Source organism: Gordonia aichiensis NBRC 108223 (assembly GCF_000332975.1).
GTDB classification, from domain to species: domain Bacteria; phylum Actinomycetota; class Actinomycetes; order Mycobacteriales; family Mycobacteriaceae; genus Gordonia; species Gordonia aichiensis.
This window is the reverse complement of the sequence record NZ_BANR01000007.1, coordinates 167,823-193,439: the sequence shown is the minus strand read 5'-3', so window position 1 is coordinate 193,439 and position 25,617 is coordinate 167,823. Positions and strand designations below refer to the sequence as shown.

At 65.9% G+C, this 25,617-nt stretch carries 17 protein-coding genes; 2 read left to right on the top strand and 15 right to left on the bottom strand.

Features of this window, described 5'->3' with window-relative positions; translation table 11 throughout:
* Positions 1-11: 11 nt before the first annotated feature.
* The 7 genes from GOACH_RS11075 to GOACH_RS11045 all read right to left on the bottom strand — a co-directional run bounded on the left by GOACH_RS11075 (position 12) and on the right by GOACH_RS11045 (position 10,060).
* Positions 12-2,054: an acetoacetate--CoA ligase gene (locus GOACH_RS11075; RefSeq protein ID WP_005174549.1), complete on the bottom strand. Its 2,043-nt coding sequence runs from the start codon at positions 2,052-2,054 to the stop codon at positions 12-14.
* A complete protein-coding gene (locus GOACH_RS11070) occupies positions 2,054-3,697 on the bottom strand; it encodes an AMP-binding protein (protein WP_005174548.1) in 1,644 nt (547 codons plus the stop codon). The genes GOACH_RS11075 and GOACH_RS11070 overlap by 1 nt, the downstream gene beginning before the upstream one ends.
* Before the next feature lie 103 nt (positions 3,698-3,800).
* The gene (locus tag GOACH_RS11065) at positions 3,801-4,685 is read right to left on the bottom strand and encodes an HpcH/HpaI aldolase/citrate lyase family protein (protein WP_040518420.1); all 885 of its coding nucleotides are present in this window, start codon (positions 4,683-4,685) and stop codon (positions 3,801-3,803) included.
* 88 nt (positions 4,686-4,773) lie between these two features.
* Positions 4,774-5,283, bottom strand: coding sequence for a MaoC family dehydratase (locus GOACH_RS11060; protein ID WP_005174544.1), 510 nt, complete (start codon positions 5,281-5,283; stop codon positions 4,774-4,776).
* Positions 5,280-6,425, bottom strand: a complete 1,146-nt coding sequence (locus tag GOACH_RS11055) for an acyl-CoA dehydrogenase family protein (protein ID WP_005174542.1) — start codon at positions 6,423-6,425, stop codon at positions 5,280-5,282. The genes GOACH_RS11060 and GOACH_RS11055 overlap by 4 nt, the downstream gene beginning before the upstream one ends.
* Positions 6,425-8,488, bottom strand: coding sequence for an acetyl/propionyl/methylcrotonyl-CoA carboxylase subunit alpha (locus GOACH_RS11050; RefSeq protein ID WP_040518418.1), 2,064 nt, complete (start codon positions 8,486-8,488; stop codon positions 6,425-6,427). The genes GOACH_RS11055 and GOACH_RS11050 overlap by 1 nt, the downstream gene beginning before the upstream one ends.
* Positions 8,489-8,512: 24 nt before the next feature.
* Positions 8,513-10,060, bottom strand: coding sequence for a carboxyl transferase domain-containing protein (locus GOACH_RS11045; protein WP_040518417.1), 1,548 nt, complete (start codon positions 10,058-10,060; stop codon positions 8,513-8,515).
* 302 nt (positions 10,061-10,362) lie between these two features.
* On the opposite strand from GOACH_RS11045, the gene GOACH_RS11040 reads away from it, so the two are divergent.
* Positions 10,363-14,007, top strand: a complete 3,645-nt coding sequence (locus tag GOACH_RS11040) for an indolepyruvate ferredoxin oxidoreductase family protein (protein ID WP_005174536.1) — start codon at positions 10,363-10,365, stop codon at positions 14,005-14,007.
* 442 nt (positions 14,008-14,449) lie between these two features.
* On the opposite strand, the gene GOACH_RS11035 is transcribed toward GOACH_RS11040, so the two are convergent.
* The 7 genes from GOACH_RS11035 to sucC all read right to left on the bottom strand — a co-directional run bounded on the left by GOACH_RS11035 (position 14,450) and on the right by sucC (position 21,380).
* The gene (locus GOACH_RS11035) at positions 14,450-15,094 is read right to left on the bottom strand and encodes a TetR/AcrR family transcriptional regulator (protein ID WP_005174535.1); all 645 of its coding nucleotides are present in this window, start codon (positions 15,092-15,094) and stop codon (positions 14,450-14,452) included.
* Positions 15,095-15,151: 57 nt separating this feature from the next.
* Positions 15,152-15,772, bottom strand: a complete 621-nt coding sequence (locus GOACH_RS11030; RefSeq protein WP_005174534.1) for a nitroreductase family protein — start codon at positions 15,770-15,772, stop codon at positions 15,152-15,154.
* A gap of 115 nt (positions 15,773-15,887) precedes the next feature.
* The gene (locus GOACH_RS11025) at positions 15,888-17,783 is read right to left on the bottom strand and encodes a carboxyl transferase domain-containing protein (protein WP_174320828.1); all 1,896 of its coding nucleotides are present in this window, start codon (positions 17,781-17,783) and stop codon (positions 15,888-15,890) included.
* 44 nt (positions 17,784-17,827) lie between these two features.
* The gene (locus tag GOACH_RS11020) at positions 17,828-18,421 is read right to left on the bottom strand and encodes an RDD family protein (RefSeq protein WP_005174532.1); all 594 of its coding nucleotides are present in this window, start codon (positions 18,419-18,421) and stop codon (positions 17,828-17,830) included.
* The gene (locus tag GOACH_RS11015) at positions 18,408-19,190 is read right to left on the bottom strand and encodes a hypothetical protein (RefSeq protein ID WP_005174530.1); all 783 of its coding nucleotides are present in this window, start codon (positions 19,188-19,190) and stop codon (positions 18,408-18,410) included. The genes GOACH_RS11020 and GOACH_RS11015 overlap by 14 nt, the downstream gene beginning before the upstream one ends.
* 110 nt (positions 19,191-19,300) lie before the next feature.
* The gene (gene sucD, locus GOACH_RS11010; RefSeq protein WP_005174528.1) at positions 19,301-20,203 is read right to left on the bottom strand and encodes a succinate--CoA ligase subunit alpha; all 903 of its coding nucleotides are present in this window, start codon (positions 20,201-20,203) and stop codon (positions 19,301-19,303) included.
* A 13-nt stretch (positions 20,204-20,216) separates the two neighbouring features.
* On the bottom strand, positions 20,217-21,380 hold the full coding sequence (gene sucC / locus GOACH_RS11005) for an ADP-forming succinate--CoA ligase subunit beta (protein WP_005174525.1): 1,164 nt from the start codon (positions 21,378-21,380) through the stop codon (positions 20,217-20,219).
* A 460-nt stretch (positions 21,381-21,840) separates the two neighbouring features.
* Here sucC and GOACH_RS10995 point away from each other — a divergent pair, with 460 nt between their 5' ends.
* A complete protein-coding gene (locus tag GOACH_RS10995) occupies positions 21,841-22,974 on the top strand; it encodes a M23 family metallopeptidase (protein ID WP_040518413.1) in 1,134 nt (377 codons plus the stop codon).
* An 82-nt stretch (positions 22,975-23,056) separates the two neighbouring features.
* On the opposite strand, the gene GOACH_RS10990 is transcribed toward GOACH_RS10995, so the two are convergent.
* The gene (locus tag GOACH_RS10990; RefSeq protein WP_005174520.1) at positions 23,057-25,600 is read right to left on the bottom strand and encodes a UvrD-helicase domain-containing protein; all 2,544 of its coding nucleotides are present in this window, start codon (positions 25,598-25,600) and stop codon (positions 23,057-23,059) included.
* Positions 25,601-25,617: the final 17 nt, after the last annotated feature.

The following is a 25,617-nucleotide window of genomic DNA, read 5'->3' as shown; positions in this document are numbered from 1 at the left end:
AGACGGATCCCCTACCACCGATGTTCGCGACCGCGAGCCGCGTACCAATCGATGAGGCCCGGATCGTCTATCGACCGGGGGTCGACGTCGACGCCGGTGCGCCCGGCGAGAATCGCCGTCACGGGCACCTCGAGCTTCTTACCTGTGCGGGTATGCGGGATACCGGGAGCCTCGATCACCTCATCCGGAATGTGTCGTGGCGAGAGTCGGGTGCGAATCGACGAGGCGATCGTCGAGCGCAACCGGTCATCGAGCGCCGCACCGGGCACCAGGGTCACGAACAGCGGCATCCAGTACTTGCCATCGGGTCCGTCGACGCCGAGCACAAACGCCTCCGCGACCTCGTCGAGGCTCTCGACGACCTCGTAGATGTCGGCCGAGCCCATGCGCACGCCCTGCTTGTTGAGCGTGGCGTCGCTACGACCGTGAATGACCAGCGACCCACGATCGGTGACCGTCACCCAGTCGCCGTGTCGCCAGACAACGGGTGTGTCGGTTGCACCCGTCCATTCGTGCGCGAAGTACGCGGCCCGATAGCGTTCCCCGCCGGGGTCGTTCCAGAAGCTCACCGGCATCGACGGCATCGGTGCGGTCACGACCATCTCGCCGACCTCGTCCACCAACGGCGTCGCGTCGGGAGCCCAACTGGCCAGCGCCACACCGAGGTAGCGCACCGACAGCTCTCCGGGCACCACCGGTTGGCCCGACGAGCCGCCGGCGAACGCGGTCACCACGTCGGTGCCACCACTGATCGACGACACCGGGATTCCCGGGCGCACGTTCTCGTCGATCCACTCGAACAGGTCGGCCGACAAGGCCGACCCTGTGCTGCCGATCCCGCGCAGCATCGCCAGGTCGTGGTCGCGCCCGGGCACGAGGCCCGCCTTGCGACTTGCCTGCAACTGCCCGGGACTCGTGCCGAAGTAGGTGACGCGCTCGTCGGCGACGAGTGCCCACAACCGGTCGGCGTCCGGATACAGCGGCGAACCGCTGTAACAGACGATCTCGGCGCCCACCAGCAACCCCGCCGCCTGGAAATTCCACATCATCCAGCTCAGCGCGGTGTGCCAGAAGAACACATCCTCATGCGACAGATCAGCATGCAGCCCAGCCGCTTTGAGATGTTCGACGACGACGCCCCCGTGCCCGTGGACGATGCCCTTGGGCCGCCCGGTGGTGCCCGAACTGAACAGCACCCACAGGGGATGGTCAAACGGCACCCGTACCGGTAGGTCAGTGTCGGCCTCGCCTTCCGGAGCCGATCCCGGCTGTGAGGATCCTCTGGGGGCGATCACGTCGTCGAAGGCAAGCACCTCGATGTCGCGATCGGGTTGGCGTGACGGATCGCCGACGACGATGTGTGCGCGCAGCTCCTCGAGAAGACCTGCCAGTTCTGCACTGTCGGGCGCCTTGTCGATCTCCTTGCCGTTGTAGCGGTAACCGTCGGCTGTCACCAGCACGACGGGTGCGAGCTGGGCCAGTCGGCCCGCAGCGCCCGAGGGCGCGTAATCCTGACCGCAACCCGACCAGATCGCACCGACCGCAGCGGTACCCAGAAATGCGACCAGCGCCTCGGGAACGTCGGGCAGATACGCCGCCACCACATCCCCGACACCGACGCCGAGCCCGCGAAGTGTCTGTGCGAACGCCACCGATTGCTCGCGCAATTGGCTCCAGGTCAACGACTTTCGCTCCCCAGCCTCGTCGACGCCCACGACCGCCGTCCGGTTGGCGGCGTCGGGAGCATCGGCGTGCCGGAAGACCTGATCGACGTAATTGATACTCACACCGGGAAACCATTGTGCGCCCGGCATGTCCGTCGACGCGAGAACTGCGTCGTCGCCCTCGGCGAGCGGCCCGGCGATGGCATCGAGATCGAAGAAGTCCCACACCGCCCGCCAGAACTTCGCCGGCTGAGCCACCGACCACGACCACAGCGCCTCGTAGGTCGACGTGTCGACGCCGTGGCGTTCGGCAACCGTCGCCGCGAATTCGTCGATGCGCCCGTTCTTCTGCCGCTGGTCGAGTGAACCGGATGCCGTCGATCCGCTCATCACGCCAACCCGAGAAGGTCGACGGACTCCTCGCGCATCGCCACCTTGCGCACCTTGCCGGTCACCGTCATCGGGAACTCCTTCACCACGTGCACGTATCTCGGGATCTTGTGCCGTGCGATCTTGCCTGTCGCGAACTCGCGGATGTCGTCGGCCGTGAGATCGGCGACGCCGTCACGCAGTTGGACCCACGCCATGAGTTCCTCGCCGTAGCGCTCATCGGGAACGCCGATCACCTGTGCGTCGAGGATGTCGGGGTGGGTGTAGAGGAACTCCTCGATCTCGCGCGGGTAGATGTTCTCGCCGCCGCGGATGACCATGTCCTTGATCCGTCCGGTGATCCGGACGTAGGAGTTGGGGTCCATCACGGCCAGATCGCCCGTGTGCATCCAGCCGTCTGCGTCGAGCGCCTCGGCCGTCTTCTCGGGTTCGTTCCAGTATCCGTCCATGACGCTGTAGCCGCGCGTACAGAACTCGCCGGTCTCGCCCCGGGGCAGCGTATCGCCGGTGATGGGGTCGATCACCTTGATCTCCAGATGCGGTCCGACCCTTCCGACGGTGCCGACCCGGAGTTCGAGCGGATCGTCGACGCGGGTCTGGCACGACACCGGTGACGTCTCGGTCATCCCGTAGCAGATGGACACCTCACCCATGTGCATGCGCTCGACGACCTGCCTCATCACATGCTCGGGACAGGGCGAACCCGCCATGATCCCGGTCCGCAGACTCGACAGGTCGAACTGATCGGGCTCCGCGTGATCGAGGAGCGCAAGTTCGGCGATGAACATCGTCGGCACGCCGTACAGGCTGGTGCACCGGTAGTCGGCCACCGCTCGCAGGGCTGCCTCGGGGTCGAAGGTCGGCGACGGAATGACCATCGCCGCACCGTGACTCGTGGCGGCCAGATTGCCCATCACCATCCCGAAGCAGTGGTAGAAGGGCACCGGGATCGCGATGCGGTCGGACTCGGTGTAGGCCAGGAGTTCACCGACGAGATAGCCGTTGTTGCTGATGTTGCTGTGTGTGAGCGTGGCACCCTTGGGGAAACCCGTTGTTCCCGAGGTGTATTGGATGTTGATCGGGTCGTCGGGGTGCAGCGTCGACGCACCTTGCGCAACGGCCGCCAACTCGTCGTCCGACGGATGAGTGAGCAACTCGTCCCATTCGGGGGTGTCGAAGCAGATGACCTCGCGCAACTGCGGTGCTGTCGGCCGCGCGGCGTCGAGCATGCCCTTGTAGTCCGAATCCTTGTACCGCTCCGCCGCGAGCACCATGCTGGTCCCCGACTGGTTGAGTGCGTAGTCGAGTTCGTTCTGCCGGTAGGCCGGGTTGAGGTTCACCAGGATCGCACCGATCTCTGCCGTGGCGTACTGCGTGATGACCCACTCGGGACGATTCGGCGCCCACAGACCGATCCGGTCGCCCTTGCCCACACCGTGCCGCAACAGACCGGCCGCGAGTGCGAGCACCTCGGTACGGAACTCGCGGTAGGTCCAGGTTCGACCGCTCGGAGCGTCGACGAGGGCGAGGTTCTCCCCGTACGCCTGTGTGGTGCGCGCGAGGGTCTGACCGATCGTCTCAGTCAGCAGCGGCGGGTTGTCTTCACCACGGGCATAGGCCAATTCGACTGTCTGCTCGCCCATTTCCGATCACTCTCTCTCGTGGACTCGTTAATGCGCCGGACTTGATGCGCTCGACGGTGGTCTCAACACCGACCGGCGCGCCCGGTCCGACCAGCCGGCCGGGTCATTGTTCTTCCAGGTTCTCTGCTGCTGCGGCCCTGGCCAGCACAGCTTCTGCCTGACGCAGGACCGGGCCGTCGATCATCTGTCCGTCGAGACTGAAGACGCCGCCATGGAACTCTTCGGACTTCTCGAGAACGCTCTTGGCCCAGTCGATCTCATCAGGGTCGGGGTTGTATCCGGTGCGGATGATCTCCACCTGGGATGGATGGATGCACGCAGTGGCGGCGTATCCGAGTGCGACAGCGTCACGCACCTCCGCGACGAGACCGTCGGTGTCCGCTATGTCGATGTGCACGGAGTCGACGGCGAAGATTCCGGCAGCCGCAGACGAGATCCGCACCATCGAACGTGCGTAGCGCGCGACGTCACGGTAGGTACCCGCACCCGATTCCCCTGGCCCGAAACGGCTCGACTTGCCGCCGAGCCCCGCAACGAGATCTTCTGCACCCCACATCAACCCGATACAATTGACCGCCTGTGCTATCTCGTTGACATTCACCACACCCAGTGGCGTCTCGATGAGCGCAATGGTCTGGAAAGCCGTCTCGATGATCGACGCCGCGGTCTCGGCCTTCGCCTGCATGACCACCCGGTAATTGGTGTCGCTGAGCGCCGCCAGGTCGCGGCGATAATCGCCGGTGCCCGCCGGATTGATGCGTACGACGGTCCGATCGGGGTCGATCGGGTTGGCCACCAGTGATTCTCGTGCGGCGACCCGGTTCTCCGGCGCGACCGCGTCCTCGATGTCGAGGATGACGACGTCGGCTCGCTCAAGCGCCTTCTCGTACCGATCCGGACGGTCTGCGGGGCAGAACAGCATCGCCGGGCCGGACGGCAGCCATGCGTTGGCCAACATCTGCGGCTCGTTGCCGATCTGGCTGGTCATACCGAACTGATTGGACGGCACTATCGGGCCGGTGGTCACGATGGTCACTCCTGTTCGTCGGACGGCCGCGGAGGCTTCTCCGGCAGCGTCAGTCGTCGGGTTGCTTCCGTACCAGTGTGGCCCTCGCGGCACGCGCCACCACCACCCCGTCCTGGTTGCGTCCGATGTGGAGCAGGTTGACCACTCCCTCGCCGGGCCGCGACGTGGACTCGCGCTTGCCGGTGCACTCGGTTTCGGCGTAGAGGGTGTCGCCCGCGAACAACGGTGCGGGAAAAGCGACCTCGCTGAATCCGAGGTTCGCCACCAGAGTCCCCTGGGTCAGCTGTGACACCGACAGTCCGACGATCGTGGAGAGCGTGAACATCGAATTGATGAGCCGCTGTCCGCCGAAGCCGGGTTGCTGCGCCGACCACGCGGCGTCGAGGTGCAGCGCCTGGGTGTTCATGGTCAGCGTGGTGAACAGCACGTTGTCGGCCTCGGTCACGGTGCGACCGGGCCGATGCTCGTACACCGCGCCCTCGTCGAATTCCTCGAACCACAACCCGCGTTGTACCACCCGCCGGGGAGTCGATGTGGTCGATTGCGCGTTGTCGCTCATGAGAATCCCAGTTCACGGGCGATGAGCATGAGTTGCACCTCGGTGGTGCCCTCACCGATCTCGAGGATCTTCGAGTCGCGGTAGTGCCGCGCCACCGGGTACTCGTTCATGAATCCGTAGCCGCCGTGGATCTGTGTGGCCATCCGGGCATTGTCCATGGCGGCCTCGCTGGCGATCATCTTGGCGATCGACGCCTCCTTCTTGAACGGCTTGCCCGCCAACATCTTCGCCGCGGCGTCGTAGTAAGCCGTTCGGGCGACATGCGCCCTCGCCTCCATCCGGGCGATCGCGAAGGACACCGATTGGTAGTTTCCGATCGGCTGCCCGAATGACTGCCGCTCCTTGGCGTACTTCACGCTCTCGTCGACGCATCCCTGCGCCACGCCCGTCGCGAGTGCCGCGATGGCGATGCGTCCCTCGTCGAGGATCGACAGGAAGTTGGCGTACCCGCGGCCGCGTTCGCCGAGCAGGTTCTCCTTGGGTACGCGCGCGTCGCTGAATGTGAGCGGATGGGTATCAGAGGCGTTCCAGCCGACCTTGTTGTACGCGGGTTCTGCGGTGAATCCTTCGGTATCCGACGGCACGATGATCGTAGAGATCTCCTTGCGCCCGTTGTCCTTGACACCGGTCACCGCGGTGACGGTCACCAGGGACGTGATGTCGGTGCCCGAGTTGGTGATGAACTGCTTGGCGCCGTTGATGATCCAACTGTCACCGTCATCGCGTGCTGTTGTCGCGGTCGCGCCCGCGTCTGAACCCGCCCCCGGTTCGGTGAGGCCGAAGCCCGCCAGCGCCACACCCGAGGTGAGGTCGGGCAGGTAGCGCTTCTTCTGCTCGTCGGTGCCGAACTTGTAGATCGGCATCGCACCGAGGCTGACCCCGGCTTCGAGTGTGATCGCAACGGACTGGTCGACCTTGCCGAGTTCTTCGAGTGCCAGCGATAACGCGAAGTAGTCTCCGCCCATACCGCCGTACTCCTCGGGGAAGGGCAGGCCGAACAATCCCATCTTGCCCATCTGGGACACCACGTCGTACGGGAAGCTGTGTTCGGCATCGTGTTTCGCCGCGACCGGCGCGACCACCGACTGCGCGAAGTCGCGCACGCTGCCGATCAGGTCGGTGTATTCCTGGCTGAGTTCCATCAGTTGACCTGCTCCATCGAGTTCTCGTCGGTTACCTGTGCAAGTGTTTGACCGGCCGCGACCTTGTCGCCGACCTTGGCCGCCAGCGCCACGACGCCCGCGGTCGGCGCGGTGAGGGTGTGTTCCATCTTCATAGCCTCGACGACGAGCACGGGCACACCCGACTCGACCTCGTCGCCATCTGCGACCGCCACGGCCACAACGGTTCCCGGCATGGGTGAGGTGATCTCACCCGCCTTCTCGTCGGCCGCCTCGTCAAGGACCGGTCGGGCGAGTTCGAGTGTCCACGACCCCCGCGGTCCCGACACCCACCAGGTGCCGTCGATCTCGGTGTGCGACCACGACTGACTGACACCGTCGACGATCAGACGGTCGGCGTGATCGCCGTTGTCGCCCCTGTCGATTCGACGGTACTCGACATCGGCGTCCCAGCTCTCGACATCATCTCCGGTGATCGACGCGCGTCCGCGCAGGGTGTCGCCGGTTGCCTCGTCGACCCGCAGTGAGATCGTCGCGTGCCTCCCGGCGTCGTCGACGATGCGGGTCACGACGGGGGCCTGCGCACCGATCCGCCAGCCGACCTCGGTGTGCCAGACGTCGCCGGGACGCCGTAGACCGGTGCGCGCAGCACCGACGAGGACCAGTGCCTCCGGGACCGGCTGCGGCGCAGCGTAATCGACAACGAGTCTGTCGAGGAGTTCGGTGTCGAGGTCGGCGTCGCGGACACGATCCTGCGCCAGCACGAAACGGCAGAAGTCGATGTTCGTCACCACGCCGAGCACCCTGGTGTGTGCAAGCGCCTGGTCGAGACGCTCGATCGCCTCGTCGCGGTCACTGCCGTATGCGATCACCTTGGCCAGCATCGGGTCGTAATCGCTGCCGACGACCATGCCCTCGAACATCGCCGAATCGACTCGAACTCCGCTGTATTCGGTGGTCGTACCGGCGCCGGCCGGTTGGTCGAGTGCGACGATGGTGCCGCCGGTCGGCAGGAATCCACGTGCGGGGTCCTCTGCGTACACCCTCGCCTCGATCGCGTGGCCTGTCAGGACAACGTCGGCTTGCGTGAGCGCGAGCTTCTCACCACGCGCCACCCTGATCTGTTGTTCCACGAGGTCAATCCCGGTGACCATCTCGGTGACGGGATGCTCGACCTGCAGACGGGTGTTCATCTCCATGAAGAAGAACTGTTCCGGGCGCTTGGCCGACACGATGAACTCGACGGTACCCGCTCCGGTGTAACCGACGCTGCGCGCGGCGTCGCATGCCGCCTCACCGATTCTGGCGCGCGTCGCCTCGTCGAGGAGCGCAGAGGGTGCCTCCTCGATGACCTTCTGATGGCGGCGTTGCAGCGAACACTCGCGCTCACCGAGGTGGATCACGTTGCCGTACTGGTCGGCGAGTATCTGCACCTCGATATGGCGGGGCGTGTCGACGAAGTGCTCGAGGAACAGCGAGTCGTCGCCGAACGCCGATCCCGCCTCACGACGCGCGCGCTGCAGTGCGGCAGGCAGTTCGGCGGCTTCCTCCACGCGGTGCATACCCTTGCCGCCACCGCCGGCACTTGGCTTGATCAGCACCGGGAATCCGATGTCGGGCGCCGCAGTGATCAGGTCGTCGTCGGTCAGGCCGGGACGTGACAGGCCGGGCACCACCGGGACGTCGCGTTCGACGACGGCCGCGCGTGCGGTGATCTTGTCGCCCATCGTCGCGATCGCCGCAACGGGCGGTCCGATGAACGTGATGCCGGCGGCGTCAAGCGCTGCCGCGAATTTCTGGTTCTCGGACAGGAATCCGTAACCGGGGTGAACCGCGTCGGCACCGGTCTGCCGGGCAGCACGCACCACCGCGTCGATGTCGAGGTAGCTCTGCGCCGCGGGTGCGGGTCCGAGCCGCACGGCGACGTCGGCCATGCGCACGTGCAGCGCGTCGGCGTCTGCGTCGGAATAGACTGCGATGCTGCGAATCCCCATGCGGCGCAAGGTCTCGATCACCCGGCACGCGATTTCGCCACGGTTGGCGACGAGCACACTGCGGACGGGGCGGGGTATCGGTGTCGTCATGACGTTCTCATCCATCATCTCGTGTCACATCCGGAAGACGCCGTAGCGCTGGTCGGCCAGCGGCGCATAGCGGGCGGTTTCCAGTGCCAACCCGAGCAGCGTGCGTGTCTGTGCCGGATCGACGATGCCGTCGTCCCACAGCCGTGCCGTCGAGTAGTAGGCATCGGACTGTTCGTCGAACTGTTCGCGGATAGGCGCCTTGAACGCCTCCTCGTCGTCGGTCGACCACTCCTCACCGGATCGCTCGATCTGATTGCGGCGCACCGTCGCGAGGGTGTCGGCGGCTTGCGGTCCGCCCATCACCGAGATGCGCGCATTCGGCCACGACCACAGGAATCGCGGAGAGTAGGCGCGGCCGCACATCGAGTAGTTGCCCGCACCGAACGAGCCGCCGATCATCACGGTGAACTTCGGCACACGAGCACATGCGACGGCATTCACCATCTTTGCGCCGTTCTTGGCGATCCCGCCCTCCTCGTATGCTCGACCCACCATGAAGCCGGTGATGTTCTGCAGGAACACCAACGGGATTCGACGCTGATCGCACAATTCGATGAAATGTGCTCCCTTGAGGGCCGATTCGCTGAACAGCACCCCGTTGTTGGCCACGAACCCGACGGGATGTCCGTGCACGTGGGCGAAGGCCGTGACCAGCGTCGTGCCATAGTTCGCCTTGAACTCGGTGAACTCACCTGCGTCGCTGATGATCTCGATCACCTGGCGGACGTCGTACGGGGTGCGCGCATCGGTGGGGACGACGTCGTAGATGTCGGTCTGGCTACGCTTGGGTTCGCGCGGTGCCACCGTCTCCCACTGAGGAGACTCACGCGGCCCGAGAGTCGCGACGATCTCACGCACCTTGGCGAGCGCCTGCTGATCGTTGTCGACGAGGTGGTCGGTGACACCGGACACCGACGAATGCATCGCACCGCCGCCGAGGTCCTCTGCGGTGACATCCTCACCCGTCGCCGCCTTCACCAGTGGCGGACCGGCGAGGAAGATGGTGCCCTGATTACGGACGATCACGGTCTCGTCGCTCATCGCGGGCACATACGCCCCGCCGGCCGTCGACGATCCGAGCACCGCAGCGATCTGAGGGATGCCCGCGGCACTCATGGTGGCCTGGTTATAGAAGATCCGGCCGAAGTGCTCGCGGTCGGGAAAGACCTCGTCCTGTTGGAGCAGCATGGCTCCACCCGAATCGACGAGATAGATGCACGGCAGCCGATTCGCGGCAGCGATCTCCTGCGCGCGCAGATGCTTCTTGACCGTCATCGGGTAGTAGGTACCCCCCGAGACCGTCGCGTCGTTGGCGACGATCATGCACTCGCGTCCGGTCACGCGCCCGACACCCGCGATGACGCCTGCGGAGGGCACCTTGTCGTCGTACATACCGAACGCCGCGAGCGGCGCGACCTCGAGAAACGGGGAGCCGACGTCGAGCAGCCCGTCGACCCGGTCGCGTGGCAGCAGCTTGCCCCGGGAGATGTGACGCTCGCGGGCGCGTTCGCCACCGCCGACCGCGACGCGCGCGAGGCGATCGCGCAGTGCTGCGACGTTGGACTCGTGCACCTCGCGGCCGCTCGCACGCGCCCCCTCGGCGTGGCCATCACTGGTCGAGCCCGCACCGCTGGTCGAGCTTGTCGAGAGCACCCTCGTCACAGTCTCGCCTTTCAGTTAGCTGCCATTAACTGAATCGACTGTAGCCGATCGGCTGGCTGCTGTCATCCACTTGTCATTGTCGAGTCTGACGTGACGCGCGTCACGCAATTTCGTAGGGTGGACAGTGTGGTCCACCACCCCCGGACCCAGCCCACCCGTCGTCGGCCGCATCCCCTACCGACGTCGACACAACACGAAGGCCAGGTGAACCCGTGACCCTCGCAGATGATCGAGCCGACCGATTCCGGCGCGACACCACCGCGAACAACTCAGCATCAACGCAGGCAGGAGCGCGTGCGACATCGCGCATCGCCGACTTCACACTCGACGACCGCTACACCCGCGAAGACGGGCCGATCTTCCTCGGCGGGATCGCCGCACTGGTTCGGATGATCGCCGACCGCGCACGAGTCGATCGCAGACAGAATCTCCGCACGGCGTCGTTCGTCTCCGGTTACGAGGGGTCCCCACTGGCGGGCTTCGACCTCGAACTCATGCGACGTCGGGCGCTTCTCGAGCCGTTCGATGTCGTGCACCGACCGGGGCTCAACGAAGAACTGGCCGCGACGTCGGTGATGGGATCGCAACTCGCGCCGACGTTGGGCCCGCTGGCCACCGATGACGACGGCCACCGACGTGACGGTGTCGTCGGATACTGGTACGGCAAGGCGCCGGGTCTCGACCGGGCGTCGGACGCACTCCGGCACGCCAATCTCATCGGCACGCATCCCGACGGAGGCGCTGTGGCGCTCGTCGGCGACGATCCCGCCGCCAAGAGTTCGACGGTCCCGTGCACCTCGGAGATGGCCCTGGCAGACCTCTACATCCCGACCCTCTACCCTGCCGATTCCCAGGACATCCTCGACCTCGGCGTGCACGCTGCGGTGATGAGTCGGGTCAGCGGTTTGTGGACCTCGCTCAAGATTTCCGCACACGTGGCCGACGGGTCGTCGACCGCTGTGGTGCATCCCGACCGCGTGCTACCCGTCTACGGCGATCTCGGTCGCAGCCCCCACGTACCGAGCGGCAAGCTGCTCGGCGCCAACCTGATGGAACTCGAGCAGAATCAGCTCACCACCCGCATCCCGCGCGCGCTCGCATACGCGCGACTCAACGGCATCAACCGGATCGCGGTGCGAAGCGGCGACGACAGGATCGGTCTGGTCGCCGCCGGAAAGACCTACCTCGATCTGCGTAATGCATTGCGCCTCATGGGCCTCGACGACGCAGACCTGCAGCGCGCGGGTATTCGCATCCTCAAGCTCGGCATGGTCTATCCGCTCGACCGCGAGATCCTCGAACGCTTCATCACCGACACCGCCGCGGGTCGACTCGACGAGGTCATCGTCGTCGAGGAGAAGCGCGACTTCATCGAGACCATGATGCGCGACATGCTCTATCGCCATCCCCGAGCCCCGCGCATCGTCGGCAAGGTCCACGAGGACGGCTCGACGTTGTTCTCGCGGTTTGGCGAACTCGACGTCGACGCAGTCACTCTCGGACTCGCGACGCGGCTGGCCCGACATCATGATCTCGACGCCGCACAGACGTGGCTCGACGAACACTCGGCGCGTCGGTCGAGCACCCGCATCGATCTGCCACTGGCCGTCCGCACGCCGTACTTCTGCTCGGGCTGCCCCCACAACAGCTCCACCAAGGTCAGTCCCGGAACCCTCGTCGGCGGCGGAATCGGCTGTCACGCCATGGTTCTGATGATGGACCCGCAGCAGGTCGGCGACATCGCCGGAGTCACGCAGATGGGCGGCGAGGGGGCGCAGTGGCTCGGCATGGCGCCATTCGTACCCGCCGACCACTTCGTGCAGAACATCGGCGACGGGACGTTCACGCATTCGGGCTCGCTCGCCCTGCGTGCTGCAGTGGCGTCGGGTGAGAACATCACCTACAAGCTGCTCTACAACGGCACGGTCGCGATGACCGGCGGACAGGATCCGGTCGGCGAGTTCAGTCTCGCGCAGTTGACACGTCTGCTCTGCGCCGAGGGCGTTTCTCGCATCGTGGTCACCTCCGACGATCCGTCGCGCACGCGTGCGGCAGACCTGGCCGACGGTGTCGTCGTGCGCGATCGGGACGACCTCGCCGACGTCCAACGCGAGCTCGCGGAGATTCCCGGCGTGACGGTCCTGATCCATGACCAGCACTGCGCGGCGGAGAAGCGTCGAAAGCGTAAGCGTCATCAGATGCCCACCCCCACGCAGCGCGTCGTGATCAACGAACGCATCTGCGAAGGGTGCGGCGACTGCGGCGAGAAGTCGAATTGCCTGTCGGTACATCCGGTCTCGACCGAGTTCGGCCGTAAGACACGCATCGACCAGAGCTCGTGCAATCTCGACTTCTCCTGCCTCAAGGGCGACTGCCCGTCGTTCGTCACCGTCACGCCGGGTCACACGCCCGAGTCGCGCCGCGCACCAGAGATCGACGCGGCCGCGATCCCCAGCCCCCACGTGTCACGACCTATCACCCCCGCCGACGATTTCACGATGCGCATCACCGGCATCGGCGGAACCGGAGTGGTCACCGTCTCGCAGATCCTCGCCACCGCAGCATTTCTCGACGGATACGCCGCGCGAACTGTCGACATGACCGGCCTCGCGCAGAAGGGCGGCGCGGTCGTGAGTGACATCAAGGCTTCTGCACTGACTGCTCCTGATTCGGGCGATGGTCGAGACGCCGACCCGAGTCCCGTCGAGCAGGCCGCCAAGGCCGCTGCCGACACCTGCGATCTGTACCTCGCGTGCGACTCCATCGTCGGGACCGATCCGGTGAACCTGAAGGTGACCGCACCCGACCGCACCGTCGCGGTGGTCTCGACGACCCGAATCCCCACCGGTGCCATGGTCATCGACACGTCGGTGGGCTTCCCCGCCGACGTCTCGATACATGATTCGATCGACGCCAGGGTGTCACGGGCGGCCTATCTCGACGCCGGAGCCCTCGCCACCGAACTGTTCGACGACGAGCAGTTCGCCAACATGCTGATGGTCGGCGCGGCGTATCAAACCGGCGCACTACCGATCTCGGCAGAGTCGATCGAGCGGGCCATCGAGCTCAACGGCGTGGCCGTCGCGGCCAACCTCCAGGCATTCCGACGGGGACGCCAGGTGATTGCGGATCCCGAAATGGTCTCGCGTGAGATCTCCGCAGCAGGCGTCGAACCCGTTGCGGTGGAGCCGAGTTCGTTCGCCCGTGGGCAGATTGCGCACCTCGTTCTCAGCGATGAACTCGCCCACACCGTCGGAATCCGCGTCGACGAGCTCGTCGCCTACGCCGACGAGCGTTATGCCGGTGAGTATCTCGATGTCGTCGGCCGAGTGGCCCGCACGTCGGGTAGTCCCGAACTCGTCGACGCCGTGGCCCGCAACCTCTACAAGCTCATGGCGTACAAGGACGAGTACGAGGTGGCACGGCTCACCGCAGACCCGGCATTCGCCGCGCAGATCGCGGGCGAGTACGGCGACGACGCGAAGGTCGCCGTACGCTTGCATCCCCCGCTACTGCGTGCGCTCGGCCGCAAGGAGAAGATGTCGTTCGGCGCCCGCACCGCGCCCGTGCTCGCCGGGCTCGCGAGGATGAAGAAGATGCGCGGCACGCGCCTCGATCCGTTCGGCTACACCGAGATCCGTCGCACCGAGCGCGAGCTCATCGTCGAATACCGAGAGCTCGTCGACGCGATTCTCGGTGCCCTCGGTTCCGGGCTTGTGGAGCCAGAACGTCTCGCTGCGCTTGTCGAACTGGCAGGGCTGCCCGACATGGTCCGCGGCTACGAGCAGATCAAGATGGACAACGTCGCGAAGTATCGCGCGGAGGTCGAGCGCCGCCGCGCCGAGTTGGGAGTCTGACGCTACCGCCGGGCGGGAGCCGGGGCGCGGAAGTAGGGGAAGGGTCGAGCGCGGAGCCTTCCCCTGCTTTCTTCCGCGGGTTTTCGACGTTTCCCGCAGAAGTTTCCGGAGCGAACGTCGAAAACTAGAGGAAACAACTCTTCCTCTACTTTCTGCGGGACGCGGACCTCTCCCTGATCTTTCCACGGGTTCTCGACATTTCCCGTAGAAGTTTCCAGCCGGAACGTCGAAAAGTGCGGGAAGAGTCGAGCGCGAATTTCTCCCCTATATCCTTCCGCGGGTTTTCGACGCTTCCCCCGGAAATTCCCAGCGGAAACGCCCAAAACCAGCGGAAACACCGCTTCCCCTACTTTCTGCGCGGCGCAGAACTCTCACCCAGACCCTTCCCCTACTTTCTGCGCGGCGCCGCTCTGCAGTGGCGGCCCCACCAGCCACCGCGCGACTACGGGGCGCACTCCAGCGCGGCGGTGGCCATCGCGGTCAGCACGGCGCGCAGTCGCTCACCGTCGAGCGCGGGCAGTCGCGGCGACGAGTTGAGCAGGCCGAACATCGCGTGTATCCGCACGCGGGCCTCCTGTCTGGCCAGCGTCACGCCGCGTTCGGTCATCAGCGCCAACAGCACGTCGACCCACTGCTCGACGTAGCGACGCTGCAGCGACCGCACCTCGTGGTTCGCCTCGGGCGTCAGGTTGTGCAGGTCGCGGTCCTGCACGACGATCAGGTCTGGCTTGGTGACCAGCACGTCAATGTGGAAGTGAATCAGCGCTTCGAGCGTGTCAGCCGGTGTCAGTCCGCGATCGACGACGTCGGCACCACCATCGCGCAGACGACGGCTGATGTCGAGCAACATCTGGTCGAGGAGGTCGGTCTTCGACGCGAAGTGCCGATACATCGCGGGTCCGCTCACACCTACGGCACCGCCGATGTCCTCGAGACGCACCCCGGCGAATCCCCTGGCAGCCATCTGTCGGGCAGCGGCGTCGAGCATTTCCCGACGTCGCGCAGCCTTTGCCTCGCCGCGTTTGGTGAGCGGCGGTGTGACAGGTGCGGACCGCGTTGCGGTCTCGACGGGGTCTGCTGGGCTCATGGTGTCATCGAATCTACCGCCGCGGCGGTCGGGGACGCGACGCCGTCGCCAAGTCGGTCACCACCCGTTGACGTGCAGGATGTCGTCGAGCGGCTTGCGCTGAGCGGGCGAGAAGTCGGTGCCCTGGGTGTAGGCGACCGGCAGGAGGACGCCCTGGTGCACGCCGTCGGGGATGCCGAGAAGTTCGGCCACCTCCTGCTCGTAGGTCAGGTGCAGGGTGGTCCATGCCGAGCCGAGTCCGCGTGCACGCAGTGCCAACATCAGGCTCCACGCGCCGGGAAGCAGCGATCCCCACACCCCGGCCTGATTGCCCTCGGGAAGATCACCGCCGGTCTTGATCGCTCCCAGTACGAGCACGGGCACGTCGCCCATCACGTCGGCGAGGTATTGGGCACTGGCCGCGACACGTCGGGCGGTCTCGGTCGAGACCGTCCGTTGCGCCGAATACGCGGCAAACGAGCGTGCGTAGTAGTCGGCGACCTGGCGCTTGAGGTCGGCATCGGTGATGACGATCCAATGCCACCCCTGCGCGTTCGAGCCGGTCGGGGCCTGTGTCGCCACCTCGAGCGCCTCGCGGACCACCTCGATCGGAACCGGTCGCTGCAGGTCGAGTCGCTTGCGCACCGAGCGTGTCGTCGTGAGCAACTCATCAGGGTCCAGCGGCAGAAGGTCGGTCATCTCGCTCCTCGGTCGTCGGTGCCGCGCGGTGTCATCGGTGGCGTGCGCGCGAGTCAGCCAGTTCCCAACGTACTGGCCGCCTGCCGAATTGTGTTCACGGTGAACCGAATCGACGCTAGTCGACGAACCCGCCCGCCGTCAGGTGCTCGATGAGTCCGTCGGTGAGCGGCAGTCCACGCATCTCCTCGATCGTGAACCACCCGGCGTCAGCCGCGTCGTCGGCGGCACGCAGTGTCCCGCCGACCGGGACAGCGACGAAGTCATGTATCTCGAAGATCCCGCCCTTACCATCGGGGATCTCGACCACCCACGCCTGTGCACGGACGGCGACATCGATGCCCGTTTCCTCGGCAATCTCGCGAATCACTTCTGCGACGAGTACATCTGCGTCGTCACGGATTCCGTTCGGACCGACTGCGTCAACCGGGTCGACCTTCCCGCCGGGCACTGTCCAGCGGCCCGCCTGTGGGTCACGCAGCCGCTGTACGAGCAGGAAGCGTTCGCGGTCGTCACGGATGATCGCGCCGACGGCGAGGATACGGTGTCCGCCCCTGTCTGCCGAGTGACGCACTCGCCGTGCGCGATCGGGCGCCAGGCCGGCCAACGCATGCCCGATATCCGTGCGGACGTCTGCTGCCACATCCAATCTCCAGTGCACCACTTGGTCGATCTCGCCTTGTGCGGCCAGATCGGTCGCGGCAATGCCCTGTGCCGCAGCGAGTTCCGGCGCGTGCGCGGTGTCGCGGTGCACGATCACGCTCGCCCCCTCCGGAGGTAGCGGCGACAACCACGCGTCGTCCGCCGCGAGTCGACGATCCGCGGGAAACAACGCGAGTGCAGCGCCCCCGGCCCCTTCACCGAGCAGGACCGACACCGTGGGTCGCGGCACTGCGACGAGATCTGCGAGGCAGAGCGCGATCTCCCGCGCGAGTCCTCCCTCCTCCGCGGCGACGGACAACTCCGCGCCGGGGGTGTCGATCACCGTGACCACGGGAAGCCGCAGTTCTGTCGCCGCGGCCAGCCCCCGCCGCGCGACCCGTAGGTCCGCGGGGCCGATCAGCCGACCCTCGGCCTGAACACTCCTGTCCTGACCGATCACGACCGCCGTCGTCTGTCCGAATCGACTCAGCGCCAGGACGATCGGGCCGACGTCGTGGATCATCGCGGTATCGGCGCCGAGTAGGTCACGCAGACCGGGACGGCCCGGCGCTCGCGTGGCGCGCACGCGGTCCCACGGCGTGCCTCCGCTGGACTCGCTCAGCGATGAATTCGGCTGTGCTGGTGAGGAACTGTATGTGGTCGTCGACGACGCGGTGTCCGTCGAATCGTCCGGCTCGGCGAGCAGTTCGACGACCCGCCCGACACGTTCTGCAAGCTCAGCCACCGGCACGATCGCGTCGACGATGCCCTGGGCGGCGAGGTTCTCCGACATCTGCACGCCGTCGGGAAATGGCTTGTGGTGCAGTCCCTCGTACACGCGTGGGCCGAGGAATCCGATGAGCGCGTGCGGTTCCGCCCAGGTGATGTGTCCCATCGAACCCCACGACGCGAACACCCCTCCGGTGGTCGGGTTGCGCAGATAGACCAGGTACGGCAGCCCCGCGCGCCGGTGACTCTCAACAGCCTCGGCAATCGACGCCATCTGCAGGAACGCGGCAGTGCCCTCCTGCATCCTGGTTCCACCGGACGCGGGTAACGCCAGGACGGGCAGCCGCTCACGCGTCGCGCGCCGGACCGCCGCAACCACCCGCTCCCCGGCTGCGCGCCCGATGGACCCGCCCAGGAACCCGAACTCGCTGACCACCAGCACGATCGGCGTACCGGAGAACTCCCCTACTCCGGTGAGTACCGACTCGTCGACCCCGGTACGTCTGCGTGCCCGACCCAGCGCGGCCGCGTAGTCGACGTCGAGTGCAACGTAACCGGGTGCGGTGTCCCACGACTGCCAGGTGCCCTCGTCGACCAGCGAGGTCACCAGGTTCTGTGCCGTCATTCGCTCGGAGTCGACCACGCCCCTCACGCTAGTCGTCGACGACCGCCGCGCGGGTGATGAACCTAGCGCGAGTACACGACCCGAGTGCGCAGCAGCATGTCGGCCACCGAGCGACGTTTGCTGTCGACGCCAACCCACAGCAGCCCGATGGCGAAGAACACGCAGATTACCGAGCGCAACACCGCGACCGTGGGGCGCAGACGATTCCCCTTGCGGTTCACCACCCGAATCCCCATCACCACGCTGCCAAGCGTTCGGCCGGACACTGCCCAGCACGTCGCGAGGTACACGATCGACACGAGGATGAATGCACCCACCGTGAAGAATCCGTTGGTACTCGGCATCGAGAAGTCGTGGACGCTATAGAGCAGCCTGGCCATCACGACCCCCAGATAGATGGCACTCATGATGACCAGCACGACGATCAGGTCGATCACCGCACCGACCCCGCGGCTCACGATCCCCGCCGACTTCGAGGTGTCGTGAACGGCGTGGAACTGGTTCTTCCGCGCCTCGCGGCGCGCAGCCCGATCACCGGACACGACGTCGGAGGAGTCGCATCCGCCGTCGTGTTCGTGCCGCGCTCCCTGCCCGAACACATCGGAGTGGGAGGGATCGGAGTGTGACGGATCGGGGTGGGATTCAGTCACGCTCACCGGACTCCACCTCCGCAACCACACGTCGACGCAGCAGACGGCCCACCATGTCGGCGACGGCATCGTCCGCTCGTTCACTGGTACTGCGCACGTCGGTCATCACGTCCGCGGTCACCGAGGTGCTCGCCTCGCGGATAATTCCGGGAAGGTCGACGCCGTCGATGATGACATCGGCGAGTCCGATGAGGTCGACGCGGTTGATCACTGCGTCGATGTCGACACGCGAGACGGCACGGTCGAGGTCAACGGTCTCGATGATCGCGTCGAGATCGACGCCGGCGATGACCGCCTCGATGTCGACACGCGAGATCACCCTGTCCACATCGATGCGGTCGATGATCATGTCGAGGTCGACCCGCGCGACCGCGGCATCGAGATCCACCCGCGCCACCGCGGTATCGAGATCAACGCGGGCCACGATGGCGTCGAGATCGAGGAGGTCGACGATCGCGTTCATGTCGACCGAGGCAATGACCCTGTCGAGGTCCACATTGTCGAGCACCAGCGCGGTGAGGTCGATCTCGGAAGTGAACGCATCGACGATCTCACGGATCAACGCCGCCAGAGAGGCGCGCGTGCCAATGGTTACCAGCGCCCCCGCGGAATCGATCGCGGAGTGCACTGCGCGTCGCCCATCACGGACAACCGTCCCTGCCACGGGCACGCGCTCGGCTGCGTCGGCCATCGCCGACGCGACGCGGAACGGAAGCCTCATCGCGCCGAGCACGGCGCTCTGGCCTGCTCCGGCAACCGCGGCATCGTTGGTCACCGGTGCAGTATCTCACCCCGGGGACCACCGCACGCCGACAACAAGACACCCCCGGCAGGGCCCGGAGGGGCCCCAGCGGGGGTGTCTTGTGAGAATCGACGACTACGAGATCACAGGTTCTCGTACAGTTCACGAGCCAGCTTGGCGGTTTCGCTCGGCGTCTTGCCGACCTTCACGCCTGCGGCCTCGAGGGCTTCCTTCTTCGCCTGCGCGGTGCCGGAACTACCAGACACGATCGCACCGGCGTGACCCATCGTCTTGCCTTCGGGAGCGGTGAAGCCCGCGACATAGCCGACAACGGGCTTGGAGACATTGGCCTTGATGTAGTCGGCAGCACGCTCCTCGGCGTCGCCGCCGATCTCGCCGATCATCACGATCACCTTGGTGTCGGGGTCCTTCTCGAAGGCCTCGATGGCATCGATGTGCGTGGTTCCGATGACCGGGTCGCCGCCGATACCGATGGCGGTCGAGAAGCCGAGGTCACGCAGCTCGTACATCATCTGGTAGGTCAGGGTGCCCGACTTCGAGACGAGACCGATCGGGCCCTTGCCGGTGATGTTCGCCGGGGTGATGCCGACCAGCGACTCCTCCGGCGTGATGATGCCGGGGCAGTTCGGGCCGATGATGCGCGTCTTGGCGCCCTTGTCGACGTTGTAGGCCCACGCGTACGCGGTGTCCTGCACAGGGATGCCCTCGGTGATGACGACGAGCAGCGGGATCTCCGCGTCGATCGCCTCGATGATGGCGTCCTTGGAGAACTTCGGCGGCACGAACGCGATCGACGTGTCGGCGCCGGTCTTCTCCATCGCCTCGGCGACAGACCCGAAGACGGGCAGCTCGATGTCGTTGCCGTCGGAATCCTTGTGGGTGACGGTTGTGCCGGCCTTGCGTGCGTTCACGCCGCCGACGACGTTGGTGCCGGCCTTCAGCATCAGCGCGGTGTGCTTGGTGCCCTCACCGCCGGTGATGCCCTGGACGATGACCTTGTTGTCCTTGTTCAGAAAAATAGACATGTCCGACGCTCCCTTACTTGCTCGCCAGCTCGGCGGCCTTGTCGGCGCCCGAGTCCATCGTTTCGGCGAGCGTCACCAGCGGGTGATTCGCATCGGCCAGGATCTTGCGGCCCTCGTCGACCTTGTTGCCGTCGAGGCGGACGACCAGCGGCTTGTTGGCCTCGTCGCCGAGCTTGTTCAGTGCGCCGACGATGCCATTGGCCACGGCGTCGCACGCGGTGATGCCGCCGAAAACATTCACGAAGACGCTCTTGACCTGATCGTCACCGAGGATGACGTCGAGGCCTGCCGCCATGACCTCGGCCGAGGCGCCGCCACCGATATCGAGGAAGTTGGCCGGCTTGACGCCGTTGTGCTTCTCACCCGCGTAGGCGACAACGTCGAGGGTGCTCATCACGAGACCTGCGCCGTTGCCGATGATGCCGACCTGTCCGTCGAGCTTGACGTAGTTGAGGTCGTTCTCCTTGGCCTTCTGCTCGAGCGGGTCCGTGGCGTCCTTGTCCTCGAACTCTGCGTGATCGGGGTGCCGGAAATCAGCGTTCTCGTCGAGGGTCACCTTGCCGTCGAGGGCCAGGATCTGATCATCGGGGGTGCGGACCAGCGGGTTGACCTCGACGAGGGTGGCGTCTTCTGCGACGAAGACCTCCCACAGCTTGGCGATCGTGACCGCAGCGGCGTCGAGCACCTCGGCGGGCAGATGGCCCTGTTCGGCGATCGACCGCGCGGTCGCGACGTCGACACCCTTGACGGCATCGACGGGCACCCGCGCCAGCCGCTCCGGCTTGGTCGCTGCGACTTCTTCGATCTCCATGCCGCCCTCTACCGAGCACATGGCCAGGTAGGTGCGGTTGGCGCGATCGAGAAGGAACGAGATGTAGTACTCCTCGGCGATGTCGCTGGCTTCCGCCACGAGGAGCTTCTTGACGATGTGCCCCTTGATGTCGAGGCCCAGGATGTTTTCTGCGTTGGTCTGCGCGTCGTCAGGGGTCGCGGCGTACTTCACGCCGCCTGCCTTGCCACGTCCGCCGGTCTTGACCTGCGCCTTGATCATCACGGGCTTGCCGATTTCCTCGGCGATAGCTCGTGCATCGGTGGCGGAGTCGGTGACCCGACCGGGTGTGGTGGGAACCCCATGCTTGGCGAACAGTTCCTTCGCCTGATATTCGAAGAGATCCATTCAGCTCACCATTTCGTCGTTGTGCCCGCTGATGTTGGGTGTAACACGGGCCATATCGGACTCTAAACCTGCCGGATACAGGCCTAGTGAGGGCCTCCGCGGCATGTGCGACAGATCACTCGCTCGGTCGGCGTCCCCATCGCAGGACACCAGGGCATCGATCAGCGCGCCACGCTCCTCGTATAGAGTCTGCCCTCGGTCCGCTGCACGCGGGTGCAGAGTCGGCAAGAAGGGCGTAGCGCAACGGTTTTGGGCGAGATTTAACATCGAGAACACCGTCTTCGCGATGTGTGGAAACCCGGCTTGCGTCGGTGACCCAACTCACATTTGGGTGGGTTCTTTCCTCTGATCGTTGGACTTGCCGCAATCGTTTCGTTACCGTCAGTCGAGCACAACGGATCACGAATCGGTCACGAACGGTAACGAGACCGACATCGGGAACGCAGCAACAAGGATTGAGGTGGGCGACTTGGCGGAACGCGGAGCTCCGGGCAGGTCGACGTCGGCGGTCGGCACCGTGACAAGACGACGCGGCGCTGCGTACGACGAGATCCCCGCCGAGGAGATGACCGCGATCATCCCGATCGACGATCTCGACTCCTACGATCCCTGGACCGCCGACGACCAACAGTCGTGGTCTCCGTCGAGCTGGGAGCCGTATTACCGGCCCACCCGCTCCGAACTCACGCAAGACATCCTGATCCCCGAGGGCGGCTTCGAGGCGTACGCCGACGACCCCTTCGACAGTGAGGGCGCGGAGTTCGATTCGTTCGCCGCCGAGGCAGGTCTCACCGACAGCGGCGAGATCGATCTACGCCCCGTCGAGAAGCCGTTCCGCCAGATTTCCGAGCCCGGCCGCACGCGCACCCGTGGTAAGCATCGTGTCGCCGCACCGCCGACCGCCCTGCGCGGTGGCCGTGCCGCACTCATCGCCATGGCCGCCGGCGCAGCGGTCGCCGCGGGAGCCCACGCGGGCACCACCGAAGAAGCGCCAGCACCCACCTCCACGCCCACCAACGCCGCAAATGTCGACGCCGCAGCACCGGCCCCCGATCCGGGGCCGGGTGTCGCAGCGCCCGAGCAGTCCACGCAGGACATGAGCGTCTTCACCTCCCAGCTCGCCGAGGGCGAGCAACTCGTCAAGAACGAGGCTGCACGCAAGGCAGCTGAGAGCGTGCCGTTTTATGTGTCCCCCATCCCGCTCGGCGAGTACCAGTTCACCTCGGGTTTCGCGATGCGCTGGGGCAGCATGCACGGCGGCGTCGACTTCGCCGCTCCGCTCGGTACGCCCATCCACGCGGCCACCGATGGGGTCATCAAAGAAGCCGGACCGGCGTCGGGCTTCGGCAACTGGATTCAGGTCCAGGCGCCTGACGGCACCATCACCGTCTACGGCCACATGTTCTCGTCCGGCGTGCTGGTGCAGAAGGGCATGACCGTCAGGGCAGGACAGCTCATCGGTCTCGTCGGTTCCGACGGCCAGTCGACCGGTCCGCACTGCCACTTCGAGGTCTGGAAGAACGGCACCACCAAGATCGATCCGGCCCCCTGGCTCGCCGAGCACGGCGTCCGGATGTCGGCGTATACGGGCTAGGGACGCTCCAACCGGGTTCCACCCAGCTGCGGGCCGCCCACCCCATGGTCCGGCACGCCCGTACAGCGCACGCCCGAATAGATCAGAGTTTCTCTCCGGGAATCCCGCCTGCCGTCAGCAGCGTGACGCGCCCGGTGTTGCCGCCGTAGTCGATGACCACGCGTTCGGTGGCACCGCTCCCCTCTTTGCCGACGACCTTTCCCATGCCGTACTTGGGATGGTTGTGCCGATCGCCCACGTCGAGATGGATCTGCTTGTTGCGACCGCGATTGGGATCGGTCGAGTACTGCGAGCGGCCAAGCGTGCGCGACGATCCGCCGTCTGAACGTCCGAAAACGCCTCCGCTGGAACCGAATCCGCGCACGCCACGCTTCGGCTCGGTACGTCGCCAATCGATCAGGTGCTGCGGAATCTCTTGCAGGAAGCGTGATTCGGGGTTCGAGACAGGTTGCCCCCACGAGGCACGCGTCATCGACCGGGTCAGGTAGAGCCGCTCCTTGGCGCGCGTGATACCCACATACGCGAGTCGACGCTCCTCGCTCAACTCGGCGGGATCGCCGAGCGCACGCATGTGCGGGAAATGCCCGTCCTCCCAACCGGTCACGAAGACGACCGGGAACTCCAGTCCTTTGGCGGTGTGCAGGGTCATCAGAGTGACGACGCCGTCACCCTCGTCGGGCACCTGGTCGGCGTCGGCGACGAGCGCAACCTTTTCGAGGAACGCCGCGAGCGATCCGGGCTCGGGTTCGCCGTCGGTGCCGCCCGCCTCCTCGTCGATGTCGACGTCGTCGTCGACCTCATCCGCGGCAGCCGCCTCCATGCTGAATTCGGCTGCGACGGAGATCAGTTCGTTGAGGTTGTCGAGTCGCGCGGCGTCCTGCGGGTCGCTGGAGCCCTCCAGTTCGGCGCGGTAGCCGCTGCGATCGATGATTGCTGCCACCAGCTCGCCGATATCGGCACCCTCCTCCGTCGCGTCGGAGACCGTCGCGACGTCGGCCGCCTCATCGTCGGCCTGCCCGAAGGTGGTCAGGAAGTCGCGCCGCAAGCCCTCGATCAGCTCGACGAACCCGCTGATCTGTTTGACCGCACGCGAATTGAGCAACGGCACCTTACCCTCGGCGCCGTCGAGCAGCGCTTGGTAGAAGCTGGCACCGGTGTTCTCGGCATGTACCGCGACGCACGCCTCGGCGCGGTCGCCGATCCCGCGTCGCGGGGTGTTGAGGATGCGGCGCAGGCTCACCGAGTCGTCGGGGTTGGCGACGGTGCGCAGATAGGCCACGACGTCGCGGACCTCCTTCCGCTCATAGAACCTGGTCCCGCCGACCACCTTGTACGGAATCCCGTGCCGCACGAAGACTTCTTCGATCGGTCGCGAACCGGTGTTGGTGCGGTAGAACACGGCGATGTCGGAGTACTTGTACGACTCCGACACCCCGCCGATCGTGTGGTCGGTGAGCCGCTCGATCTCGGTGCCGATGAACATCGACTCGTCACGATCGGAATCCGAGACGTACCCGACGATCAGTTCGCCATCACCGGAATCGGTCCACAGTCGCTTCTCCCGACGGTTCGGGTTACGTGCGATCACCGCATTCGCCGCGGACAGAATGGTTTGCGTCGAACGGTAATTCTGTTCGAGCAGAATGGTTTCGGCGTTCGGGAAGTCGCGCTCGAACTCCTCGATGTTGCGGATCGTCGCGCCTCGGAAGGCGTAGATCGACTGATCCGCATCACCGACGACGCACAACTCCGACGGCTCGACGGTCTGCCTGCCGGCCCCTGGTGCCCCCTGCTCCTCGGCGGCGTCGTCGGATCCGCTGCCGAGTACGAGTTCACGGACCAGCACGTACTGCGCATGGTTGGTGTCCTGGTACTCGTCGACGAGGACGTGACGGAAGCGTCGACGGTAGTACTCGGCGACCTCGGGGTGCCGCTTGAGTAGTCCGACGGTCTCACCGATCAGGTCGTCGAAGTCGAAGGCGTTCGCGGTGCGCAGTCTGCGTTGGTACTCCGCGTAGATCGTCGCGATCGCCTGCTCGGTGGGATCGCCCTCGGCCGTCGCGGCGATCGCCTCGTCGGGCGTGACCAGTTCGTTCTTGTAGTTCGAGATGACCACGGAGACGCCGCGCGGGGCGAACTTCTTCGGGTCGAGGTCGAGATCTTTGATGATCATGCCGAGCAGCCGCTTGGAGTCGTCGGCGTCGTAGATCGAGAAGTTGGAGTTGCGGCCCTCCAGAAGCGCCGACTGGGCACGCAGGATGCGCACACACGTCGAGTGGAACGTGGAGATCCACATGAAGTTGGCCCGCGGGCCCACCAGACCGATCACGCGCTCACGCATCTCGGCCGCGGCCTTGTTGGTGAAGGTGATCGCAAGCACCTGGCCGGGCGCGACGTCGCGCTCGGCGAGTAGGTAGGCGATGCGGCGCGTGAGCACCGCGGTCTTGCCCGACCCCGCGCCCGCGACGATGAGCAGCGGTGATCCGCTGTGCAACACAGCGGCGCGCTGCTGCGGGTTGAGGCCTGCCAGCAGGCGCGCGGTCGCGTCGTCGGGGCGTGCTGCCGGGGCGCCGGCCACGGGGCTGCGGCTACCGGCGTGAGGAGTGGGGCGGGTAGAACTAGTCATCGAGAGTCCAGGTTACC

Coding starts and splice junctions, on each gene's coding strand:
- GOACH_RS11075 (WP_005174549.1), bottom strand. CDS start 2,054: ATGAGCGGATCGACGGCATCCGGTTCACTCGACCAGCGGCAGAAGAAC.
- GOACH_RS11070 (WP_005174548.1), bottom strand. CDS start 3,697: ATGGGCGAGCAGACAGTCGAATTGGCCTATGCCCGTGGTGAAGACAAC.
- GOACH_RS11065 (WP_040518420.1), bottom strand. CDS start 4,685: ATGACCAGCCAGATCGGCAACGAGCCGCAGATGTTGGCCAACGCATGG.
- GOACH_RS11060 (WP_005174544.1), bottom strand. CDS start 5,283: ATGAGCGACAACGCGCAATCGACCACATCGACTCCCCGGCGGGTGGTA.
- GOACH_RS11055 (WP_005174542.1), bottom strand. CDS start 6,425: ATGGAACTCAGCCAGGAATACACCGACCTGATCGGCAGCGTGCGCGAC.
- GOACH_RS11050 (WP_040518418.1), bottom strand. CDS start 8,488: ATGACGACACCGATACCCCGCCCCGTCCGCAGTGTGCTCGTCGCCAAC.
- GOACH_RS11035 (WP_005174535.1), bottom strand. CDS start 15,094: ATGAGCCCAGCAGACCCCGTCGAGACCGCAACGCGGTCCGCACCTGTC.
- GOACH_RS11030 (WP_005174534.1), bottom strand. CDS start 15,772: ATGACCGACCTTCTGCCGCTGGACCCTGATGAGTTGCTCACGACGACA.
- sucD (WP_005174528.1), bottom strand. CDS start 20,203: ATGTCTATTTTTCTGAACAAGGACAACAAGGTCATCGTCCAGGGCATC.
- sucC (WP_005174525.1), bottom strand. CDS start 21,380: ATGGATCTCTTCGAATATCAGGCGAAGGAACTGTTCGCCAAGCATGGG.
- GOACH_RS10990 (WP_005174520.1), bottom strand. CDS start 25,600: ATGACTAGTTCTACCCGCCCCACTCCTCACGCCGGTAGCCGCAGCCCC.